The sequence below is a fragment of the Faecalibacterium prausnitzii genome (assembly GCF_049532945.1).
Classification (GTDB): Bacteria; Bacillota; Clostridia; order Oscillospirales; family Ruminococcaceae; genus Faecalibacterium; species Faecalibacterium prausnitzii_N.
The window spans coordinates 2,431,733-2,448,652 of record NZ_CP186691.1 but is presented as its reverse complement, the minus strand read 5'-3'; the positions used below and the strand labels follow the sequence as shown (position 1 = coordinate 2,448,652).

Sequence of the window (16,920 nt, the reverse complement as noted above, 5' to 3'; positions counted from 1 at the left end):
CCTCACACCCTTAGTCTTGCCGCCCGATGCGGCTTTATACATGGGAGGAACGTTCATGTCTACGGAATATTTTGAGCGCCGGGAGCGGGCGCTGCTGGGCGGGCGGTACGAGGCGCTGTATGCGGCACCCACCGAGAACGCAGCCCGCGGGGTGACGGTCTCGGCGCTGCGTACAACGCCGGAGGCGTTTGCCGGGAAGGCCGACTTCCCGCTCCGGCCATCGCCGTTCTGCAAGGCGGGCTTCGTGGTCGAAGAGGCTGCCTTCAAACCCGGACGCCACCCATACCACCATGCGGGCGTGTTCTACTCGCAGGAGCCGTCTGCGTCCTCGGCGGCACCGCTGCTGGGCGTGCAGCCCGGGATGCGTGTGCTGGACATGTGCGCCGCGCCCGGCGGCAAAAGCAGCCAGCTGGCTGCCGCACTGGGCGGCTGGGGCCTGCTCGTCAGCAATGAGTATGTGCCCGCCCGCGCAGAGGTGCTGAAGAGCAATCTCGAACGGATGGGCGTGGCGAATGCCGTCGTCCTCAACGAGGACACCGCCCGCATCGCTGCCGCCCTGCCGGAGTTCTTCGACCGTGTCCTCGTGGACGCGCCCTGTTCCGGCGAGGGAATGTTCCGCAAGGAGCCGGTGGCCCGTCAACAGCACTGTGAAGCGCTGGTGAAGCAGTGCGCCGCGCTGGGTGCGCAGATCCTGGACAACGCCGCCGCCGTCCTCGCGCCGGGCGGGGAGATGATCTACTCCACCTGCACCTTTGCACCCGAAGAGGACGAGGGACAGGTGGCGGCATTCCTGGCCCGGCACCCGGAATTTGCGCTGGCGGATGTGTTCGGCAACGTGGACTACACCTTTGGCAGTGAGGGCGAAGCCAACCGCACCGGCGGCCTGCCGCTGGATGTGAGCAAGGTGCGCCGTATCTGGCCCTGTCAGGGCGGCGAGGGCCACTTTATGGCCCGGCTCGTCAAAGCTGGCACTCCCCGTGCTTTGCCCGCACCGGGCTGTTATCCCCCCGAAGAGCAGCTCTGGCTGGCGGCTGCCGCCGAGCAAAACCGGAAGCAGAAGCCCGGTAAGGGCAAGCCTGCCCGCCCGGAGCGCGGCGATGCCCGTGCATCCCGCCGGGAGAACGCCCGCGCCCTCCGGGATGCGGTGCAGGGCAGCCGCCGCCGCGAAAGCGCCGGGGCAGGGGAGAGCGTGACGCCCGCCCAGAGCCTCGCGGCCTGGAATGCGTTCGCCCAGCAGTATTTTCCGGCCCTCGCAGACCGTCCCGCCGTGGTCCATGGCGGCGGTGTGCTGCTGCCGGTGCCGTTCCCGCAGACGAACCTGCATGTGCTGCGGGCGGGCGTATTTGTGGGCAGCGTGCAGAAAGGCCGCTTTGTGCCGGAGCACCATCTGTTCACGGCGTTCGGTGCCCAGTGCACCAACCGCGAGGAACTGGCGCTTGCCGACCCGCGCGTGGTCGAGTACCTGTCGGGCCGGGAGATCGCCGCTGCCACCGCCGCCGACGGCTGGTGCTGCGTGACGGTGGACGGCTGGCCGCTGGGCGGCGGCAAGGTATCCGGCGGGCGGGTGAAAAACCATTATCCCAAGGCGCTGCGGCTGCTGTAAAACAGGCGTCGGACCCTGCTTTTTTGCCGGATTTTGGCGCAAATTCCCCGGATAAGGCTTGAACGCGGTAGGGGATTGTGCTACAATAATAGAGTTAGATTTTGTGTGCTGCCACAATGCGGGCGACCACAGCCCGTCTGCCCGCAGGCGGAGATTTGAGAATATACAGGAGGCTCTTTCCCATGTCTGGACATAGCAAATGGAACAATATTAAGCGCAAGAAGGAAAAGACCGATGGCGCAAAGGCAAAGGTCTTTACCAAGATCGGCCGCGAGATCAGCGTTGCCGTGCGTACCGGCGGCCCGAACCCTGCTTCCAACAGCAAGCTGGCTGACCTGATCGCCAAGGCAAAGCGCATGAGCGTGCCCAACGATAACATCCAGCGCATCATCAAGAAGGCTGAGGGCGGCGATAAGACCGAGTATGAAGCAATCACCTACGAAGGCTACGGCCCCGGCGGCGTTGCTGTCATGGTGGAGACCCTGACCGACAACCGCAACCGTACCGCTGCCGACCTGCGCCACTACTTCGACAAGAACGGCGGCAATCTGGGTGCTATGGGCTGCGTGGGCTTCCTGTTCAGCCAGAAGGGTGTCATTGACATCTCTCTGGAAGATAAGGATGCCGACGAGGCTATGATGGATGCTTTGGATGCTGGTGCCGAGGACTTCGATGCCAGCGAGGATGCAGCCGAGATCACCACCGATCCCGAGAACTATTCTGCTGTGGTCAAGGCCATGGAGGAGAAGGGCTACGAGATCCTCTCCGACGATCTGGCCATGGTGCCCATGACCACCACCCGCCTGACCGACCCCGACCAGCTGAAGCTGATGGGCAAGCTGCTGGATGCGCTGGAAGACAATGATGATGTCCAGAACGTCTGGCACAGCCTGGAGAACGAAGAGGATCTGCCGGAATAACCTTCCGCAAGGCTCTTTGCTCCTGAAATAAGACGATAAAAAGCCGCTTTTTGTGCTAATTGGCACGAAAGGCGGCTTTTGCTGTATGGCGGGAGCGCGCAAAAACGCTGGCTTGCTGTGACAGACGGGCAGCGGAAAAGAGAAAAAACGGTCCTCGGCCCGCACGGCCCTTTTGCTGTGGGCCAAGATGTGTTATAATAACAGAAAAGCACATCCGAAGGAGGCCTTTCCATGACCATCATCTGCCCTTACTGCCTGTCCGAGCTGAGCGAGCGCACGGCGGCCTGCCCGCAGTGCGGCGGGCGCTTTGAGGGCCGCAACCCGGTGGGCACTCTGCCGGTGGGCACCGTGCTGGCCGGGCGGTATACCGTCGGCGAGATCGAACAGGTGGACGGCGAGGGCATCCTCTACCGCGGCGCAGAGAATCTGGGCCGTTTCCGGGTGACCATCAAGGAATATCTGCCCCTGACGCTGGCGGCAGAGCGCAGCACGGATGCAACCCTGCGGCCCAAACTGGGCAGTGAGGTGCTGTTCAAAACCACCCGCATGGATTTTGCGGACCTGTACCGCTCCATCCAGCGCATCACTCCGGCCAATGGTCTGGAAGCCGTGCTGGATGTGTTCGAGGAGAACAACACGGTCTATGCCGTGATGGAAAATCCCGGCGGGGTGCCGCTGGGCCGCTGGCTGGAGACGCATCCCGGCCGGTTGTCGCCGGAGCAGGTCTGCGCGATGCTGCAGCCAGTGTTTGACGGTGTGGCGGCGATGCACCAGGTGGGCCTGGTGCACCGCGGTATCTGCCCGGAGAACATCCGCGTGATGGAAAATGGCCGTGCCCGGTTAACGGGCTATGCCACGGTGGGCCTGCGCACGGCGGGCAGCGGCCTGCACGAACAGCTGTATGAAGGCTATTCCGCCCCGGAGCAGTATTCCACCGCAGAGTTCGAGGGCCGCTATACCGATGAATACAGCCTTGCGGCCGTGTTCTACCGCATGGTGTGCGGGCAAAGCCCGGTCCCGGCAGCGCAGCGGCTGGTGTCGGATTCGAACCCGCGCGCCCGCACACTGGAGCCGTCGGTGCCGGAGTACCTCTCTGAGGTGCTCTGGCTGGGCCTGAAGCTGAAGCCGGTGGAGCGCATCCAGACCGTGCCGCAGCTGTTCAAGGCACTGACCTCGCAGGAGTATACCGAGGAGCTGACCCGCAGCCTGCCGCGCCCTGCGCCCCGGCAGCCGACCCTGCCAGACGAGGAGCAGAAGCAGCACATGCTCAGCCTGCGGAACCTGCTGGCGGCTATCCTCGTTCTGCTGGCCATTCTCATCCTGCTGATGCTGTGGGGGATGGTCTCGCAGGGGCTGCACACGGCCACACCGCCTGCGGCGTCCTCGTCGGTGTCGGCACCGGAAAGCACCGTGCTGGAAGAACCCGTCACGCTGGCACCGAACTTTGTCGGGATGGATTACGACGCGCAGGTGCGGAACAATCACAACTATGTGGGCGACTATCTCTTCTACGTGACGATGGAATACAGTGACACGGTGGAAAAGGGGAAGATCATCCGGCAGGAGCCGGAGGCAGGCGATGTCATTGAGAAGGGCGGCACCGTGAGCCTGGTGGTCAGCAAGGGGCCGCAGCTGGTGCAGATGCCCGATGTGATCGGGTTCACGCAGGAAGGGGCCGTCAGCGAGCTGGAGAGCCGGGGACTGACGCCCAGCTGCTTTATGGTGGTGAACGATGGCTCCTATGCGGCGGGTTGCGTCGTCTCGTGCAGTGTGGACGCAGGCACCTCGGTCGAGGTAGGCAGCGTCATCACCGTGTATATTGCGGCAGACCCCAGTGTGGAGATCACCGCTGAACCGCCCGCCGCGTCGGATTCCGACAGCGAGAGCAGCGCCTCTTCGGGGGAAACACCGGCAGACGACACCTAACACCTAATATGATACGGATTGAAACAAAACAGCAGAAGCGGGAGCCTCGTGGGAGGCTCCCGCTTCTGCTTGTTTAGGATAGGAAAGAGAATGGCTTAGTTAGAGATTGGTGTAGCCCATCAGGTAGCGGTCTACCTCGGCGGCGCAGTCGCGGCCTTCGCGCAGGCCCCACACCACAAGGCTCTGGCCGCGGCGCATATCGCCGCAGGCAAAGACCTTTTCCACATTGGTGCGGAAGTGGTCGGTGTCCACACAGCCGCGGCCCGTCAGGCTGACGCCGAAGGCATCGGCTACGTAGTTTTCGCAGCCCACGAAACCGGCGGCGATGAACGCCAGCTGGCAGTTGTAGGTAAATTCTTCACCGGTGGGCACCATGCTGGTACGGCCGGTCTCGGGATTTCGCTCCGGCTTCAGGTAGGAGATGATAGCACCGGTCAGATTGCCTGCATCATCCTTCAAAAATTCCTTCACGGTGGTCTGGTACACGCGCGGGTCCTTGCCAAACTTTGCAAGGCACTCGGTCTGGCCGTAGTCCACCTTCAGCACACGGGGCCACTCCGGCCACGGGTTGGAGGCTGCACGCTCCTTGGGCGGCTGCGGCATCATTTCCAGTGCCACCAGATCGGTGCAGCCCTGCCGCAGGGCCGTGCCCTGACAGTCGTTGCCGGTATCACCGCCGCCGATCACCAGAACATTCTTGCCCTTGGCATCGATGGCCTTGCCGTCCGCGAACTGGCTGTCCAGCAGACTTCTGGTCACGCTGGTCAGGTAGTCCACGGCAAAGTGCACGCCGTTTGCATCGCGGCCGGGCACATTCAGGTCGCGGGCCTTCTTGGCACCGCAGCACAGCACCACAGCATCGTAGCCGTTCAGCAGCTCTTCGGCGGCAACAGCCCCGCCCACATCCATGTTGGTGCGGAACTCCACGCCCTCAGCCTGCATGATCTTGATGCGGCGCTCGATGACGGATTTGTCCAGCTTCATGTTGGGGATGCCGTACATCAGCAGGCCGCCCACGCGGTCGGCACGCTCGAACACAGTCACGGCGTGGCCGCGCTTGTTCAGGTATTCGGCCACCGAAAGGCCGGAGGGGCCGCTGCCCACCACGGCTACGCTCTTGCCGGTGCGGGAGGGCGGCGGTGCGGCGTGCAGCCAGCCCTTGGCGTAAGCCGTTTCGATAATGGCGTGCTCGTTCTCGCGCACGGTCACGCTGCTGCCGGTCACATCGCCGCAGGTGCAGGCCGCTTCACACAGGGCAGGGCACACCCGGCTGGTGAACTCCGGAAAGCGGTTGGTGGCCATCAGCCGATGCATGGCCAGCTCCCACTTGCCATGATAAACAAGGTCGTTCCACTCCGGGATGAGGTTATTCAGCGGGCAGCCGGAGGCCATGCCGCCGATCATCATGCCGGCCTGACAGAAGGGAACACCGCAGTCCATGCAGCGTGCTGCCTGCGTCTGCTGCTCCTCGCGTGAGAGCCAGACGTGAAATTCGTTAAAGTTTTCAATGCGTTCCAGCGGCGGAACATCCGTGCTGGTCTTGCGCGTATAGTCGATAAATCCAGTTGTCTTACCCATAACGCTGCCCTCCTTACTTCTTCTTCTGCACCGTGTAGAATGCTTCGATCTGTGCCTGCTCGCCGTCCAGACCGCGCTCCTCAACGGATGCGATCACACGCAGCATACGGTCATAATCGTAGGGCAGAACTTTCTTGAACTTGGGCAGGAATTCGCTGAAGTTGTCAAGAATCTCTTTGCCGCGGGGAGAGCCGGTGGCCTCCACATGTTCGCGGATCAGCTCTTTCAGGGTGGCAACATCGTACTTGTGCTCCACAGGCTCCAGGCTGACGGTCTCCTTGTTCACGCGCTGGTAGAAGTCCCAGTTCTCGTCCAGCACGTAGGCGATGCCGCCGGTCATACCGGCTGCAAAGTTCTTGCCGGTCTGGCCCAGAACCACCACCGTGCCGCCGGTCATGTACTCGCAGCCGTGGTCGCCAACGCCCTCCACAACGGCGGTGGCACCGCTGTTGCGCACGGCGAAGCGCTCACCGGCCACGCCGGAAATGAACGCCTTGCCGCTGGTAGCACCGTACAGGGCCACGTTGCCGGTGATAATGTTCTCCTCGGGCTTGAACGTGATGCCCTTGGGCGGACGCACGACGATCTTGCCGCCGGACAGGCCTTTGCCCATGTAGTCGTTGCAGTCGCCCACAAGGTCCAGCGTCAGGCCGCCCGGGATGAAGGCACCAAAGCTCTGGCCGCCTGCACCCACACAGTGGGCGGTGTAAACATCATCCGGCAGGCTGTTGCCGTATTTGCGGGTGATCTCGCTGCCAAAGATGGCACCAAAGGCGCGGTCGGTGTTGGAGACATCCAGCGTCACGCTCTGGGCATTCTTGCTGCTGAGCTTGAACTTCTTCATCAGCACCTTCATATCGAGGGTGTTTTCCAGATGGAAGTCGTAGGTGTCCTCCTTCACGAAGTGAACATTGCTGTTCTCGATGGCAGGGTTGTGCAGGATGCAGTCGAGATCCATCTTGGAAGCGCGGCTGCCGGGTGCGGCAGGCTTGACCTTGAGCAGGTCGGTGCGGCCCACCAGTTCATCGATGGTGCGTACGCCCAGCTTTGCCATGTACTCGCGCAGCTCCTCGGCCACAAAGGTGAGGTAGTTGATGATGTATTCCGGCTTGCCCTTGAAGTTCTTGCGCAGCTCCGGGTTCTGGGTGCAGATGCCCATGGGGCAGGTATCCAGATTGCACACACGCATCATCACGCAGCCCTCGGCCATCAGCAGGGTAGTGCCGAAGCCGAACTCCTCTGCGCCCAGCATACAGCTGATGGCAACATCGCGGCCGGAGAGCAGCTTGGAGTCGCTCTCGATGCGCACGCGGGTGCGCAGGCCGTTCAGGATCAGGGTCTGATGGGTCTCGGCGATGCCCAGCTCCCACGGCAGGCCAGCGTGCTTGATGGAAGTACGCGGTGCTGCACCGGTGCCGCCGTCGTAGCCGGACACCAGAATGACCTGTGCGCCGCCCTTGGCAACACCGGCCGCAATGGTGCCAACGCCGGCCTCACTGACCAGCTTGACATTGATGTTGGCGCTGCGGTTGGCGTTCTTCAGGTCGTAGATCAGCTCTGCAAGGTCCTCGATGGAGTAGATATCGTGGTGCGGCGGGGGAGAGATCAGGCCCACACCGGTGGTGCTGTGGCGGGTCTTTGCAATCCACGGATATACTTTGGCACCGGGCAGATTGCCGCCCTCACCGGGCTTTGCGCCCTGTGCCAGCTTGATCTGGATCTCTTCCGCAGAAACGAGGTATTTGCTCGTTACACCAAAGCGTGCGGAAGCCACCTGCTTGATCTTGGAATTGCTCTCGCTGTGGTAGCGCTCTTCGGGTTCGCCGCCCTCGCCGGTGTTGCTGCGGCCGCCCAGACGGTTCAGGGCGATGGCAATGGTCTCATGGGCTTCACTGCTCAGGGCACCGTAGCTCATGGCTGCGCCCTTGAACCGCTTGACGATGGAGCTTACCGGCTCCACTTCTTCCAGCGGGATGCCGCCGTCAGGAGCATAGTTGAAGTCCAGCAGGCTGCGCAGATGCACGCCGTCAGCACCCATATTGTCCACGGTGCTGGTGAACTGCTTGAAAGCCGAGTAGTCGTTCGTCCAGCAGGCTTTCTGGAACAGGTGGATGGTCTGGGGGTTGAACAGGTGTTCTTCCTTGCCGCTGCGGAACTTGTGTGCGCCGCTGTCGGCCAGCTCCATGTTGATGTCCAGACCCAGCGGGTCGAAGGCTGCGTTGTGCTGGGCTTCCACATCGGCCTGAATGTCCGAAAGGGTAAAAGGGTAATGCCGCCCACACGGCTCACCGTGCCGGTGAAGTATTTGTCGATGACATCCTTGGAGATGCCCACGGCCTCAAAGATCTGGCTGCTCTGGTAGCTCTGGATGGTGGAAATGCCCATCTTGGAGGCAATCTTCACAATGCCGCTGAGGATGGCGTTGTCGTAGTCCTCCACGGCTGCATAGTAATCTTTGTCCAGCAGGCCTTCGTCGATGAGCTGGCCGATGGTCTCATGTGCCAGATAGGGATTGATGGCGCAGGCACCGTAGCCCAGCAGAGCGGCAAAGTGGTGCACCTCGCGCGGCTCTGCACTTTCCAGGATCAGGGCCAGTGCGGTGCTCTTCTTGGTGCGGATCAGGTACTGCGAAACCGCGGAAACTGCCAGCAGGCTGGGAATGGTCACGTGGTATTCATCCACATCGCGGTCAGAAAGGATGATGATGTTTGCACCATCCTTGTAGGCGCGGTCGACCTCCAGAAATACACGGTCGATGGCCTTTTCCAGACTGGTATTCTTATAGTAGTTGATGGACACCGTGGCTACCTTGAAGCCGGGCACGTTCATGTATTTGATCTTGAGCAGGTCGGTGCTGGTCAGGATGGGGTTGTGCACCTTGAGCACCTTGCAATTCTCGGGCTTGTCCTCCAGCAGGTTGCCGTGTGCGCCAATATACACGCTGGTGGAAGTGACCACCTTTTCGCGGATGGCATCAATGGGCGGGTTGGTGACCTGCGCAAAGCGCTGCTTGAAGTAATTGAACAACGGCGGATGCTGGTTGCTCAGCACAGCAAGCGGGGTGTCGGTGCCCATAGCGCCGGAAGGCTCTGCGCCTGCCCGTGCCATGGAGAGGATCATGGTGTTCACATCCTCATACTTGTAGCCGAACACCTTCTGCAGGCGGGTGAGCTGATCGCCGGTGTAGCTTTCCACCTTTACGTTGGGAATTTTCAGCCTGGCCAGCTCCACAAGGTTGCGGTCGATCCACTCGCCGTAAGGCTCACGGCTGGCGTAAAACTCCTTGAGCTTTTCGTCGTCCACCACTTCGCCCTTCACGGTGTCCACCAGCAGCATTTTGCCGGGGCGCAGACGATCCTTGACCAAAATATTATCCGGCTCGCATTCCAGCACACCCACCTCGGAGGACAGGATCATGCGGCCGTCCTTGGTGATGTAATAGCGGCTGGGGCGCAGACCGTTGCGGTCCAGCACAGCGCCCATCACGTCGCCGTCCGAGAAGAGGATGGCAGCGGGGCCATCCCAAGGCTCCAGCATGGTGGCATAATACTGGTAGAAATCGCGCTTTTTCTGGCTGATGTTCTTGTTGTTCTCCCACGGCTCGGGAATGGTGATCATCACGGCCAGAGGCAGATCCATGCCGTTCATCACCATGAATTCCAGCGCGTTATCCAGCATGGCGGAGTCGGAGCCGGAAGTGTTGATGATGGGCAGGATCTTGTTCATGTCGTCCTGCATGATGGAGCTGGAGATGCTCTCTTCACGGGCCAGCATGGCATCCGTGTTGCCCTTGATGGTGTTGATCTCGCCGTTGTGCAGGATGAAGCGGTTGGGGTGTGCGCGCATCCAGCTGGGGTTGGTGTTGGTGGAGAAGCGGCTGTGCACCATGCCGATAGCGGATTCATAATCCTCGTCCTGCAGATCGGTATAGAACAGGCGCAGGTCGTGCACAAGGAACATGCCCTTGTACACGATGGTGCGGCTGGACAGGCTGGGCACATAAGTGCCGTTGCTGGCCTGCTCGAACACGCGACGCACAATGTACAGCTTGCGGTCAAAATCAATGCCCTTGCTCACCTTGGCGGGCTTTTTGATGAAGCACTGCCAGATAGCAGGCATACAGTCGCGGGCTTTCTGGCCCACGGCATCCGGGTTCACGGGAACCTTGCGCCATGCCAGAAATTCGAGGCCTTCCTTGCGGGTGACCACCTCGAACAGCTTCATGGCCTGCGCACGCATGTGCTCGCTCTGGGGGAAGAAGAACATGCCCACACCGTACTCGCGCTCGTTGCCAAGGCTGATGTTCAGTTCTTCGGCCACCTTGGAGAAGAACTTGTGGCTGATCTGCAGCAAAATGCCCACACCGTCGCCGGTCTTGCCCTCGGCATCCTTGCCGGCACGGTGCTCCAGCCGTTCCACAATGGCCAGTGCATCGTCCACGGTCTGGTGGCTTTTGCGGCCCTTGATATCCACCACAGCGCCAATGCCGCAGGCATCGTGCTCAAACTGGGGGTCATACAGGCCGAGGGGCGTGGAGTTTTCCGTATAATGTTCCATTGCCTTTCCCATCCTTGTCGTAAAATCAAAATCCTCACCACTGCGGCACATTCCGCAGCGTCTGACACGGAAAAACAAAAAAGACGCCCCAAAGGGGCAGACTCTGCCCCTTTGGAACGCCTTTGTTCCGGTAACTATTATTATACTGAACGCTGAAAAATCTTCAAGTGACAGCTGCACCAAACGTGAAAGCACAATCGCAGCGCATCTTGTGCGGTTTGATGATGAGATGAAACGGATTCATCCTTCGCCCAAAATCGCTTTCAGGTCCTGCTCCGGTGTCGTGACGGCCATCAGATTGTACTTTTCCTGCAAAACGCGCACCACGCCCGGCGAGAGGAACGGGGGCAGGGTAGGCCCCAGCCGGATGTTCCGGATGCCCAGCGCCAGCAGCGCGATGAGGATGCACACGGCCTTCTGCTCAAACCAGCACAGTACCAGCGAGAGGGGCAGGTCGTTGACGCCGCAGCCAAAGGCGTCGGCCAGCGCCAATGCGATGCGGATGGCGCTGTAGGCGTCGTTGCACTGGCCCACGTCCAGGATGCGGGGCAGGCCGGTGCCCGGCACGGTGCCAAGGGGCAGGTCGTTCAGGCGGAACTTGCCGCAGGCCAGGGTCAGCAGGATGGTGTCGGGCGGGGTAAGGCGGGCAAACTCGGTGTAGTAGCGGCGGCTGGGCCGGGTGCCGTCGCAGCCGCCCACCAGAAAGAAATGGCGGATCTGCCCGCTTTTCACGGCCGCAACGATCTCATTGGCGTGGGAGAGCACAGCGCTCCGCGCAAAGCCGGTCACGACGCTGCGCCCGCCGTTGATGCCGGGCATGGCGGTGTCTTCCGGGTAGCCCCCCAGTTCCAGTGCTTTGGCAATGACGGGGAGAAATCCCGCTCTGGTCCGATGTGTGGGACGCCGGGATAGGACACCACCGAGGTGGTGAACACCCGGTCGGCGTAGCTGGCGCGCAGGGGCATGATGCAGTTGGTGGTGAACAGGATGGGCGCGGGGATGTCCTCGAACTCCCGCTGCTGGTTCTGCCATGCGGTGCCAAAGTTGCCCTTGAGGTGGGGGTAGCGGCGCTTCAGCTCCGGGTAGCCGTGGGCGGGCAGCATCTCCGAGTGGGTGTAGACGTGGATGCCTTTGCCCGCTGTCTGCTCCAGCAGGCACTTCATGTCGTAGAGGTCGTGGCCGGAAATCACGATAAACGGCCCCTTTTCAATGGTCAGGGGCACCTGCACCGGTTCCGGATCGCCAAACGCGCCGGTGTTGGCCGCGTCCAGCAGCTCCATGCAGCGGTAGCTGGCCTTGCCGGTCTTCTGCACCAGTGCCCAGAGGGTGTCGATGGAGCATTCGCTGCCAACGGCCTGCAATGCTTCGCAGAAGAACCGGTCCAGCTCCGGGTCGATGCGGCCCAGCACCCGGGCGTGGTAGTTGTAGGCGGCCATGCCCCGCAGGCTGAACAGGACGAACGATTTCAGACTGCGGATGTCCTCGTCCGGCTCGTGCCAGAGGTTTGCCATGTCGTAGTCGAACCCGATGCCGGGGCAGGCCGTGTGGACGCTCTCGGTCAGCTGGTCCACGGTCTGCGGGTCAAAGTTCACGTTGGTAATGGTGGTGAACAGCCCCTGCATCAGCAGAAGTGCCTGTTCCGGGGCGGGGGCCCGCCCCTCGCCGATGAGCTGGCTGGCGTAGGAGATGAGTGCGCCGGTTAGGCGGTCCTGCGCCGCTGCCGTGTCCGCGCTTTTGCCGCAGACACCGGCCTTACCGGTACAGGCAGTGCAGTGCGCCGCCTGCTCACACTGAAAACAAAACATCTGCTCGTCCATTTCAGAACCCTCTCTTCGCTTGATGTGGTCAGTATGGACGGGTTGGCGGGGCTTTATACAGGCCGCACGAGGGGAGTTTTCTCGGCGAGTATCCGAGGTGGGGCCCCGCTTGCGGGGCGGGCATGGAATGCCCGTTGACTCGCCGGGAAAAGCTCCCGGAGATGCGGCCAGCGAATAGATACAAAAAGAGCCGCGCTCTTGCGAACGCAGCTCTTGAAAATGCTTTGGAACAATTAGTAGGTGATGCCCTGTGCCATCATGGCAGTAGCGACCTTCAGGAAGCCGGCGCAGTTTGCACCGACCATCAGGTTGCCCTCGGAACCGGCAGCCACAGATGCATCGTAGGAAGCATGGAAGATGCCCTCCATGATGCCCTTCAGCTTGGCATCGACCTCTTCAAAGGTCCAGCTCAGACGCTCAGAGTTCTGGCTCATCTCCAGACCGGAGGTGGCCACGCCGCCTGCGTTGGAAGCCTTTGCAGGTCCGTACAGGATGCCGTTGGACAGGTAGACCTCGATGGCCTCCGGGGTGCTGGGCATGTTGGCACCCTCGCACACGACGGTGCAGCCGCCCTTCACCAGAGCCTCAGCGGACTCCTTGTTGATCTCGTTCTGGGTTGCGCAGGGCAGGGCGATGTCGCAGGGGACCGTCCAGACCTTGGTGCAATCTGCAACATAGGTTACACCCTCGTGGGTCTCGGCGTACTCCTTGATACGGCCGCGGCGCACTTCCTTCAGATCCTTGACGTAGGCCAGATCGATGCCGTTGGGGTCGTAGACGTAGCCGTTGGAGTCGGACATGGTCACGACCTTGGCACCCAGCTGGGTAGCCTTCTCGCAGGCGTAGATCGCAACATTGCCGGAACCGGAGATGACCACGGTCTTGCCCTGGAAGCTGTCGTTGCGCATGCACTTCAAAGCCTCAGCGGTGAAGTAGCACAGGCCGTAGCCGGTAGCCTCGGTGCGGGCCAGAGAGCCGCCGAAGGTCAGGCCCTTGCCGGTGAGCATGCCGCCCTGGAAGCTGTTGGTCAGGCGCTTGTACTGGCCGAACAGATAGCCGACCTCACGGCCGCCGACACCGATATCACCGGCGGGGCAGTCCACGAACTGGCCGATGTGGCGGTACAGCTCGGTCATGAAGCTCTGGCAGAAGCGCATCACTTCCATGTCGCTCTTGCCGTGGGGGTCGAAGTCAGAGCCGCCCTTGCCGCCGCCCATGGGCAGGGTGGTCAGGCTGTTTTTGAAGGTCTGCTCAAAGCCGAGGAACTTCAGGATGCCCTGATTGACAGAGGGATGGAAGCGCAGACCGCCCTTGTAGGGGCCGATGGCGCTGTTGAACTGCACACGGTAGCCGCGGTTCACCTGAACCTTGCCCTGATCGTCCACCCAGGGCACACGGAAGGTGATGATGCGCTCCGGCTCGACCAGACGCTCGATCAGAGCGGCCTTCTCGTACTCGGGGTGCTTCTCAACAACGGGCTGGATGCTCTCCAGAACCTCGCGCACAGCCTGCAGGAACTCAGGCTCGTTGGCATTGCGCTTTTCCAGACCTTCGTAAACGCGCTTCAGGTATTCATTCGTCAGCATAGTAGAATACTCCTTTTCCCAGTATACTTTCACCGGTTCTGCCAAACAACTTGCAGAACACTTTATCATTATAAAGCTTTCTGTGGCGATTTACAAGAGAAGCGGAGCAGAAAATGCTTCAAAAAAACAGATGAAAAGTTGAGACCGCTTCACAAAAACATCCGGCCGCTGCAAAAACGGCGCAGCAGCTTCTATTTTGCGGCAGACCGACACCCAAAAAGAATGCCTTTTGCGGGGAAAAGGCCCGGCGCAAAAGGCAGAGAAACCAACGTGTTTACTTCTTCAGCAGCTTTTCGCAGGCATCTGCGGCACCTTCCAGATATTCGCCGCCGTAGGTCTCGATCATACCGGCATCGGAAAGCGCAGCCAGCTGGGGATCGATGGGGCACTTTGCCAGCACGGGCAGGCCGTGCTTTGCAGCCACCTCATCCACATGGCTCTCGCCGAACACATTGATGTGCTTGCCGCAGTCGGGACAGACGATGTAGCTCATGTTCTCCACAATGCCCAGCATGGGCACCTTCATCATCTCAGCCATGTTCACGGCCTTGGCCACGATCATGCTCACCAGCTCCTGCGGGCTTGCCACCACAACAATGCCGTCCACCGGCAGGCTCTGGAACACGGTCAGGGGCACATCACCGGTTCCCGGGGGCATGTCCACGAACAGGAAGTCCACGTCCTTCCAGACCACATCGGTCCAGAACTGCTTGACAGCACCGGCAATGACCGGGCCGCGCCACACAACGGGGTCTTCCTCATTTTCCACCAGCAGGTTGATGCTCATGACATCGATGCCCATGCGGCTCTGGATGGGCCAGCAGCCCTTGTCGTCGGCCATGGCACGGCCATGGATGCCGAACAGCTTCGGGATGGAAGGGCCGGTGATGTCGGCATCCAGAATGCCGCAGTGGTAGCCGCGGCGTGCCATGGCGCAGGCCAGCAGAGCGCTGGTCATGCTCTTGCCAACGCCGCCTTTGCCGGACACAACGCCAATGACCTTTTTGACGCTGCTGTTGGGGTTGGGGGCGTCATGCTTGGGCGCTGCATCGCGGGAAGAACATGCTGCTCCGCAGCTGGAGCAGTCATGGGTGCATTCTTCGCTCATACTCTCATAAGGCCGGTCCGGGTGGGATGCGGCCTTTCCTCCTTCGTTGATGTTTTGAAAAAATCTCTTGACCGGCTCCTATCATACCATAAAACCAGAAGAGAAACAACCCACACGGCGGCTCATATTTTGCAAAGCGGTGCCCATATAATAAAAGGAAGAAGGGGAGGTGCGGCGATGCGTCCGAGCTACCTGAAGAACGCGGCCCTGCTCACGGGGGCGGATGTGGTGCTGCGGCTGGCCGGCATGGGCCTGCGCATCTGGCTGGCAAACGAGCTGGGCGGCGAGGGGATGGGCCTTTACCAGCTGGTGCTGGCGGTGTATTCGCTGTTCGTCACGCTGGCAACAGCGGGCGTTTCGGTGGCGGCTACCCGTCTCATGGCCGAGGAGCTGAGCCGCAGCCGGGCCGAGGCCCGCGGGATGCTGCTCCGTCTGCTGGGGGCGGCGCTGCTGCTGGGCAGCGCTGCGTGGGCGGGGCAGTTCGGTCTGGCGGAGTTGGCCGCAGCGTGGTGGCTTGGCGATGTCCGCGCCGCCGGTGCGCTGCGGGCGGCGGCATTCGGCCTGCCCTGGATGGCGGTCTCAGCGGTGCTGCGCGGCTTTTTCATTGCCCGGCGGCAGGTCGGCCCCAACGTGGTGAGCCAGCTCGTGGAGCAGACGGTCCGCATCTCGGCCATCTGGTTCGCGCTGGAGCGGGGCGGTGCGCTGGACGTTGGCGGCAAGTGCACGGCCGTTCTGGCGGCAACGGCCCTCAGCGAGACGGTCTCGGCCTGCCTGATGCTTCTGTTTTACCGGCGGGAGGCGGTGTCCGCATTCGGTGCGGGCCCGGCCCGACGCCCCATGGACCCGGCAAAGCGCCTGTGGGAGATCCTGTGGCCGGTGGAGGGCGGGCGCTGCCTTGCCAGTGCGCTCCACACGGCGGAGAACATGCTGGTGCCCGCCTGCCTTGCGGTCTATCTGCTGGATGCCGGGGGCCGCAGCGCCGCCGTGGCCCAGTATGGAAATCTGAAGGGGATGGCCCTGCCCCTGCTGACCTTTCCGTTCGGGCTGCTGGGGAGCCTTTCGGTGCTGCTGATGCCGGAGATCACGCAGGCTCATATCCGGGGCGAGACGGGGCGGCTTTCGGCGCTGCTGGACCGGATGCTGCGGCTCACCGGCTATTTTTCCGCGCTGGCAGGGGTGCTGTTCTGGGTGTGGGGAGCGGCGGCTGCCCGGTTATTCTACGGGCCGGATGGGTCCGAGGCAGGCTTCTATCTGATCGTGCTCGGCCCGGCGATGCCGCTGATGTATCTGGAAAGCATGGTGGACGGTGCCATGAAAGGGGTAGGAGAGCAGAAGGCCGTGTTCCGGTACAGCCTGTGGGATGCCGTGCTGCGCATCGCGGGGGTGATGGTGCTGCTGCCCCGGTTCGGGATGAAAGGCTTCCTGTTCGTCATCCTGCTGTCCAGCGTATATACCTGCCTGGCCAACACGGCCCGCCTGCTGCGGGTCAGCGGGATGCGTCCGGCGCTGATGCGCTGGCTGGGGGCACCGCTGCTGGCGGCGGGCGTGTCGGCCGGGGCGGGAGTGTTTTTCCGGGAAATGCTGTCCGGCTGGCGGGCCGGGGAGATGCCGGAGCAGCTGGCGGCGCTGTGCATCGGCTGCTGCGGCATGGGGCTGGCGGGGCTGGCCGCCGCCTGGCCGCTGGGTCTGGGTGCCGAGGTGCGGGCCGCGCTCCACCCGGACCGGGCCCGGCAGAAGGCGAAAAAAGCGTGAAATTGACCCGGACGATGAAATCTTCTGGACACCGGGGCACGAAACGAGTATAATACAATGGATACCATGGCGC

7 protein-coding genes and 2 pseudogenes are annotated in these 16,920 nt (G+C 61.9%); 4 read left to right on the top strand and 5 right to left on the bottom strand.

Translation table 11 applies throughout. The annotated features are described in order from the left end of the window. Window positions 1-55: 55 nt before the first annotated feature. The 3 genes from ACNQFG_RS12335 (at window position 56) to ACNQFG_RS12325 (ending at window position 4,449) form a co-directional block, all read left to right on the top strand. Complete coding sequence (locus ACNQFG_RS12335) at window positions 56-1,603, top strand: RsmB/NOP family class I SAM-dependent RNA methyltransferase (protein WP_423405120.1); 1,548 nt, start codon at window positions 56-58, stop codon at window positions 1,601-1,603. Between the two features lie 182 nt (window positions 1,604-1,785). After that, window positions 1,786-2,523: a YebC/PmpR family DNA-binding transcriptional regulator gene (locus ACNQFG_RS12330; RefSeq protein ID WP_044954219.1), complete on the top strand. Its 738-nt coding sequence runs from the start codon at window positions 1,786-1,788 to the stop codon at window positions 2,521-2,523. A 231-nt stretch (window positions 2,524-2,754) separates the two neighbouring features. Continuing rightward, window positions 2,755-4,449 (top strand): PASTA domain-containing protein, encoded by a 1,695-nt coding sequence (locus ACNQFG_RS12325; protein ID WP_423405119.1) that lies wholly within the window; start codon window positions 2,755-2,757, stop codon window positions 4,447-4,449. Window positions 4,450-4,548: 99 nt separating this feature from the next. Here ACNQFG_RS12325 and ACNQFG_RS12320 read toward each other — a convergent pair whose 3' ends face one another. The 5 genes and pseudogenes from ACNQFG_RS12320 to ACNQFG_RS12300 form a co-directional block, all read right to left on the bottom strand. Continuing rightward, window positions 4,549-6,027, bottom strand: coding sequence for a glutamate synthase subunit beta (locus ACNQFG_RS12320; RefSeq protein ID WP_423405118.1), 1,479 nt, complete (start codon window positions 6,025-6,027; stop codon window positions 4,549-4,551). 13 nt (window positions 6,028-6,040) lie between these two features. Beyond that, a pseudogene (gene gltB / locus ACNQFG_RS12315) lies at window positions 6,041-10,596 on the bottom strand (glutamate synthase large subunit). 228 nt (window positions 10,597-10,824) lie between these two features. Beyond that, window positions 10,825-12,389, bottom strand: a pseudogene (gene hcp, locus ACNQFG_RS12310) (hydroxylamine reductase). 245 nt (window positions 12,390-12,634) lie between these two features. Continuing rightward, the gene (gene gdhA, locus ACNQFG_RS12305; protein ID WP_423405117.1) at window positions 12,635-13,987 is read right to left on the bottom strand and encodes an NADP-specific glutamate dehydrogenase; all 1,353 of its coding nucleotides are present in this window, start codon (window positions 13,985-13,987) and stop codon (window positions 12,635-12,637) included. 274 nt (window positions 13,988-14,261) lie between these two features. Then, complete coding sequence (locus tag ACNQFG_RS12300; protein WP_044953699.1) at window positions 14,262-15,095, bottom strand: Mrp/NBP35 family ATP-binding protein; 834 nt, start codon at window positions 15,093-15,095, stop codon at window positions 14,262-14,264. A gap of 177 nt (window positions 15,096-15,272) precedes the next feature. Here ACNQFG_RS12300 and ACNQFG_RS12295 point away from each other — a divergent pair, with 177 nt between their 5' ends. After that, window positions 15,273-16,847, top strand: a complete 1,575-nt coding sequence (locus tag ACNQFG_RS12295; protein WP_423405116.1) for an oligosaccharide flippase family protein — start codon at window positions 15,273-15,275, stop codon at window positions 16,845-16,847. Window positions 16,848-16,920 lie beyond the last annotated feature (73 nt).

What these genes read in the sequence shown, in the direction of transcription:
- ACNQFG_RS12300 (WP_044953699.1), bottom strand. Translation starts at nt 15,095, where the DNA reads ATGAGCGAAGAATGCACCCATGACTGCTCCAGCTGCGGAGCAGCATGT.
- ACNQFG_RS12330 (WP_044954219.1), top strand. Translation starts at nt 1,786, where the DNA reads ATGTCTGGACATAGCAAATGGAACAATATTAAGCGCAAGAAGGAAAAG.
- ACNQFG_RS12320 (WP_423405118.1), bottom strand. Translation starts at nt 6,027, where the DNA reads ATGGGTAAGACAACTGGATTTATCGACTATACGCGCAAGACCAGCACG.
- gdhA (WP_423405117.1), bottom strand. Translation starts at nt 13,987, where the DNA reads ATGCTGACGAATGAATACCTGAAGCGCGTTTACGAAGGTCTGGAAAAG.
- ACNQFG_RS12335 (WP_423405120.1), top strand. Translation starts at nt 56, where the DNA reads ATGTCTACGGAATATTTTGAGCGCCGGGAGCGGGCGCTGCTGGGCGGG.
- ACNQFG_RS12325 (WP_423405119.1), top strand. Translation starts at nt 2,755, where the DNA reads ATGACCATCATCTGCCCTTACTGCCTGTCCGAGCTGAGCGAGCGCACG.
- ACNQFG_RS12295 (WP_423405116.1), top strand. Translation starts at nt 15,273, where the DNA reads ATGCGTCCGAGCTACCTGAAGAACGCGGCCCTGCTCACGGGGGCGGAT.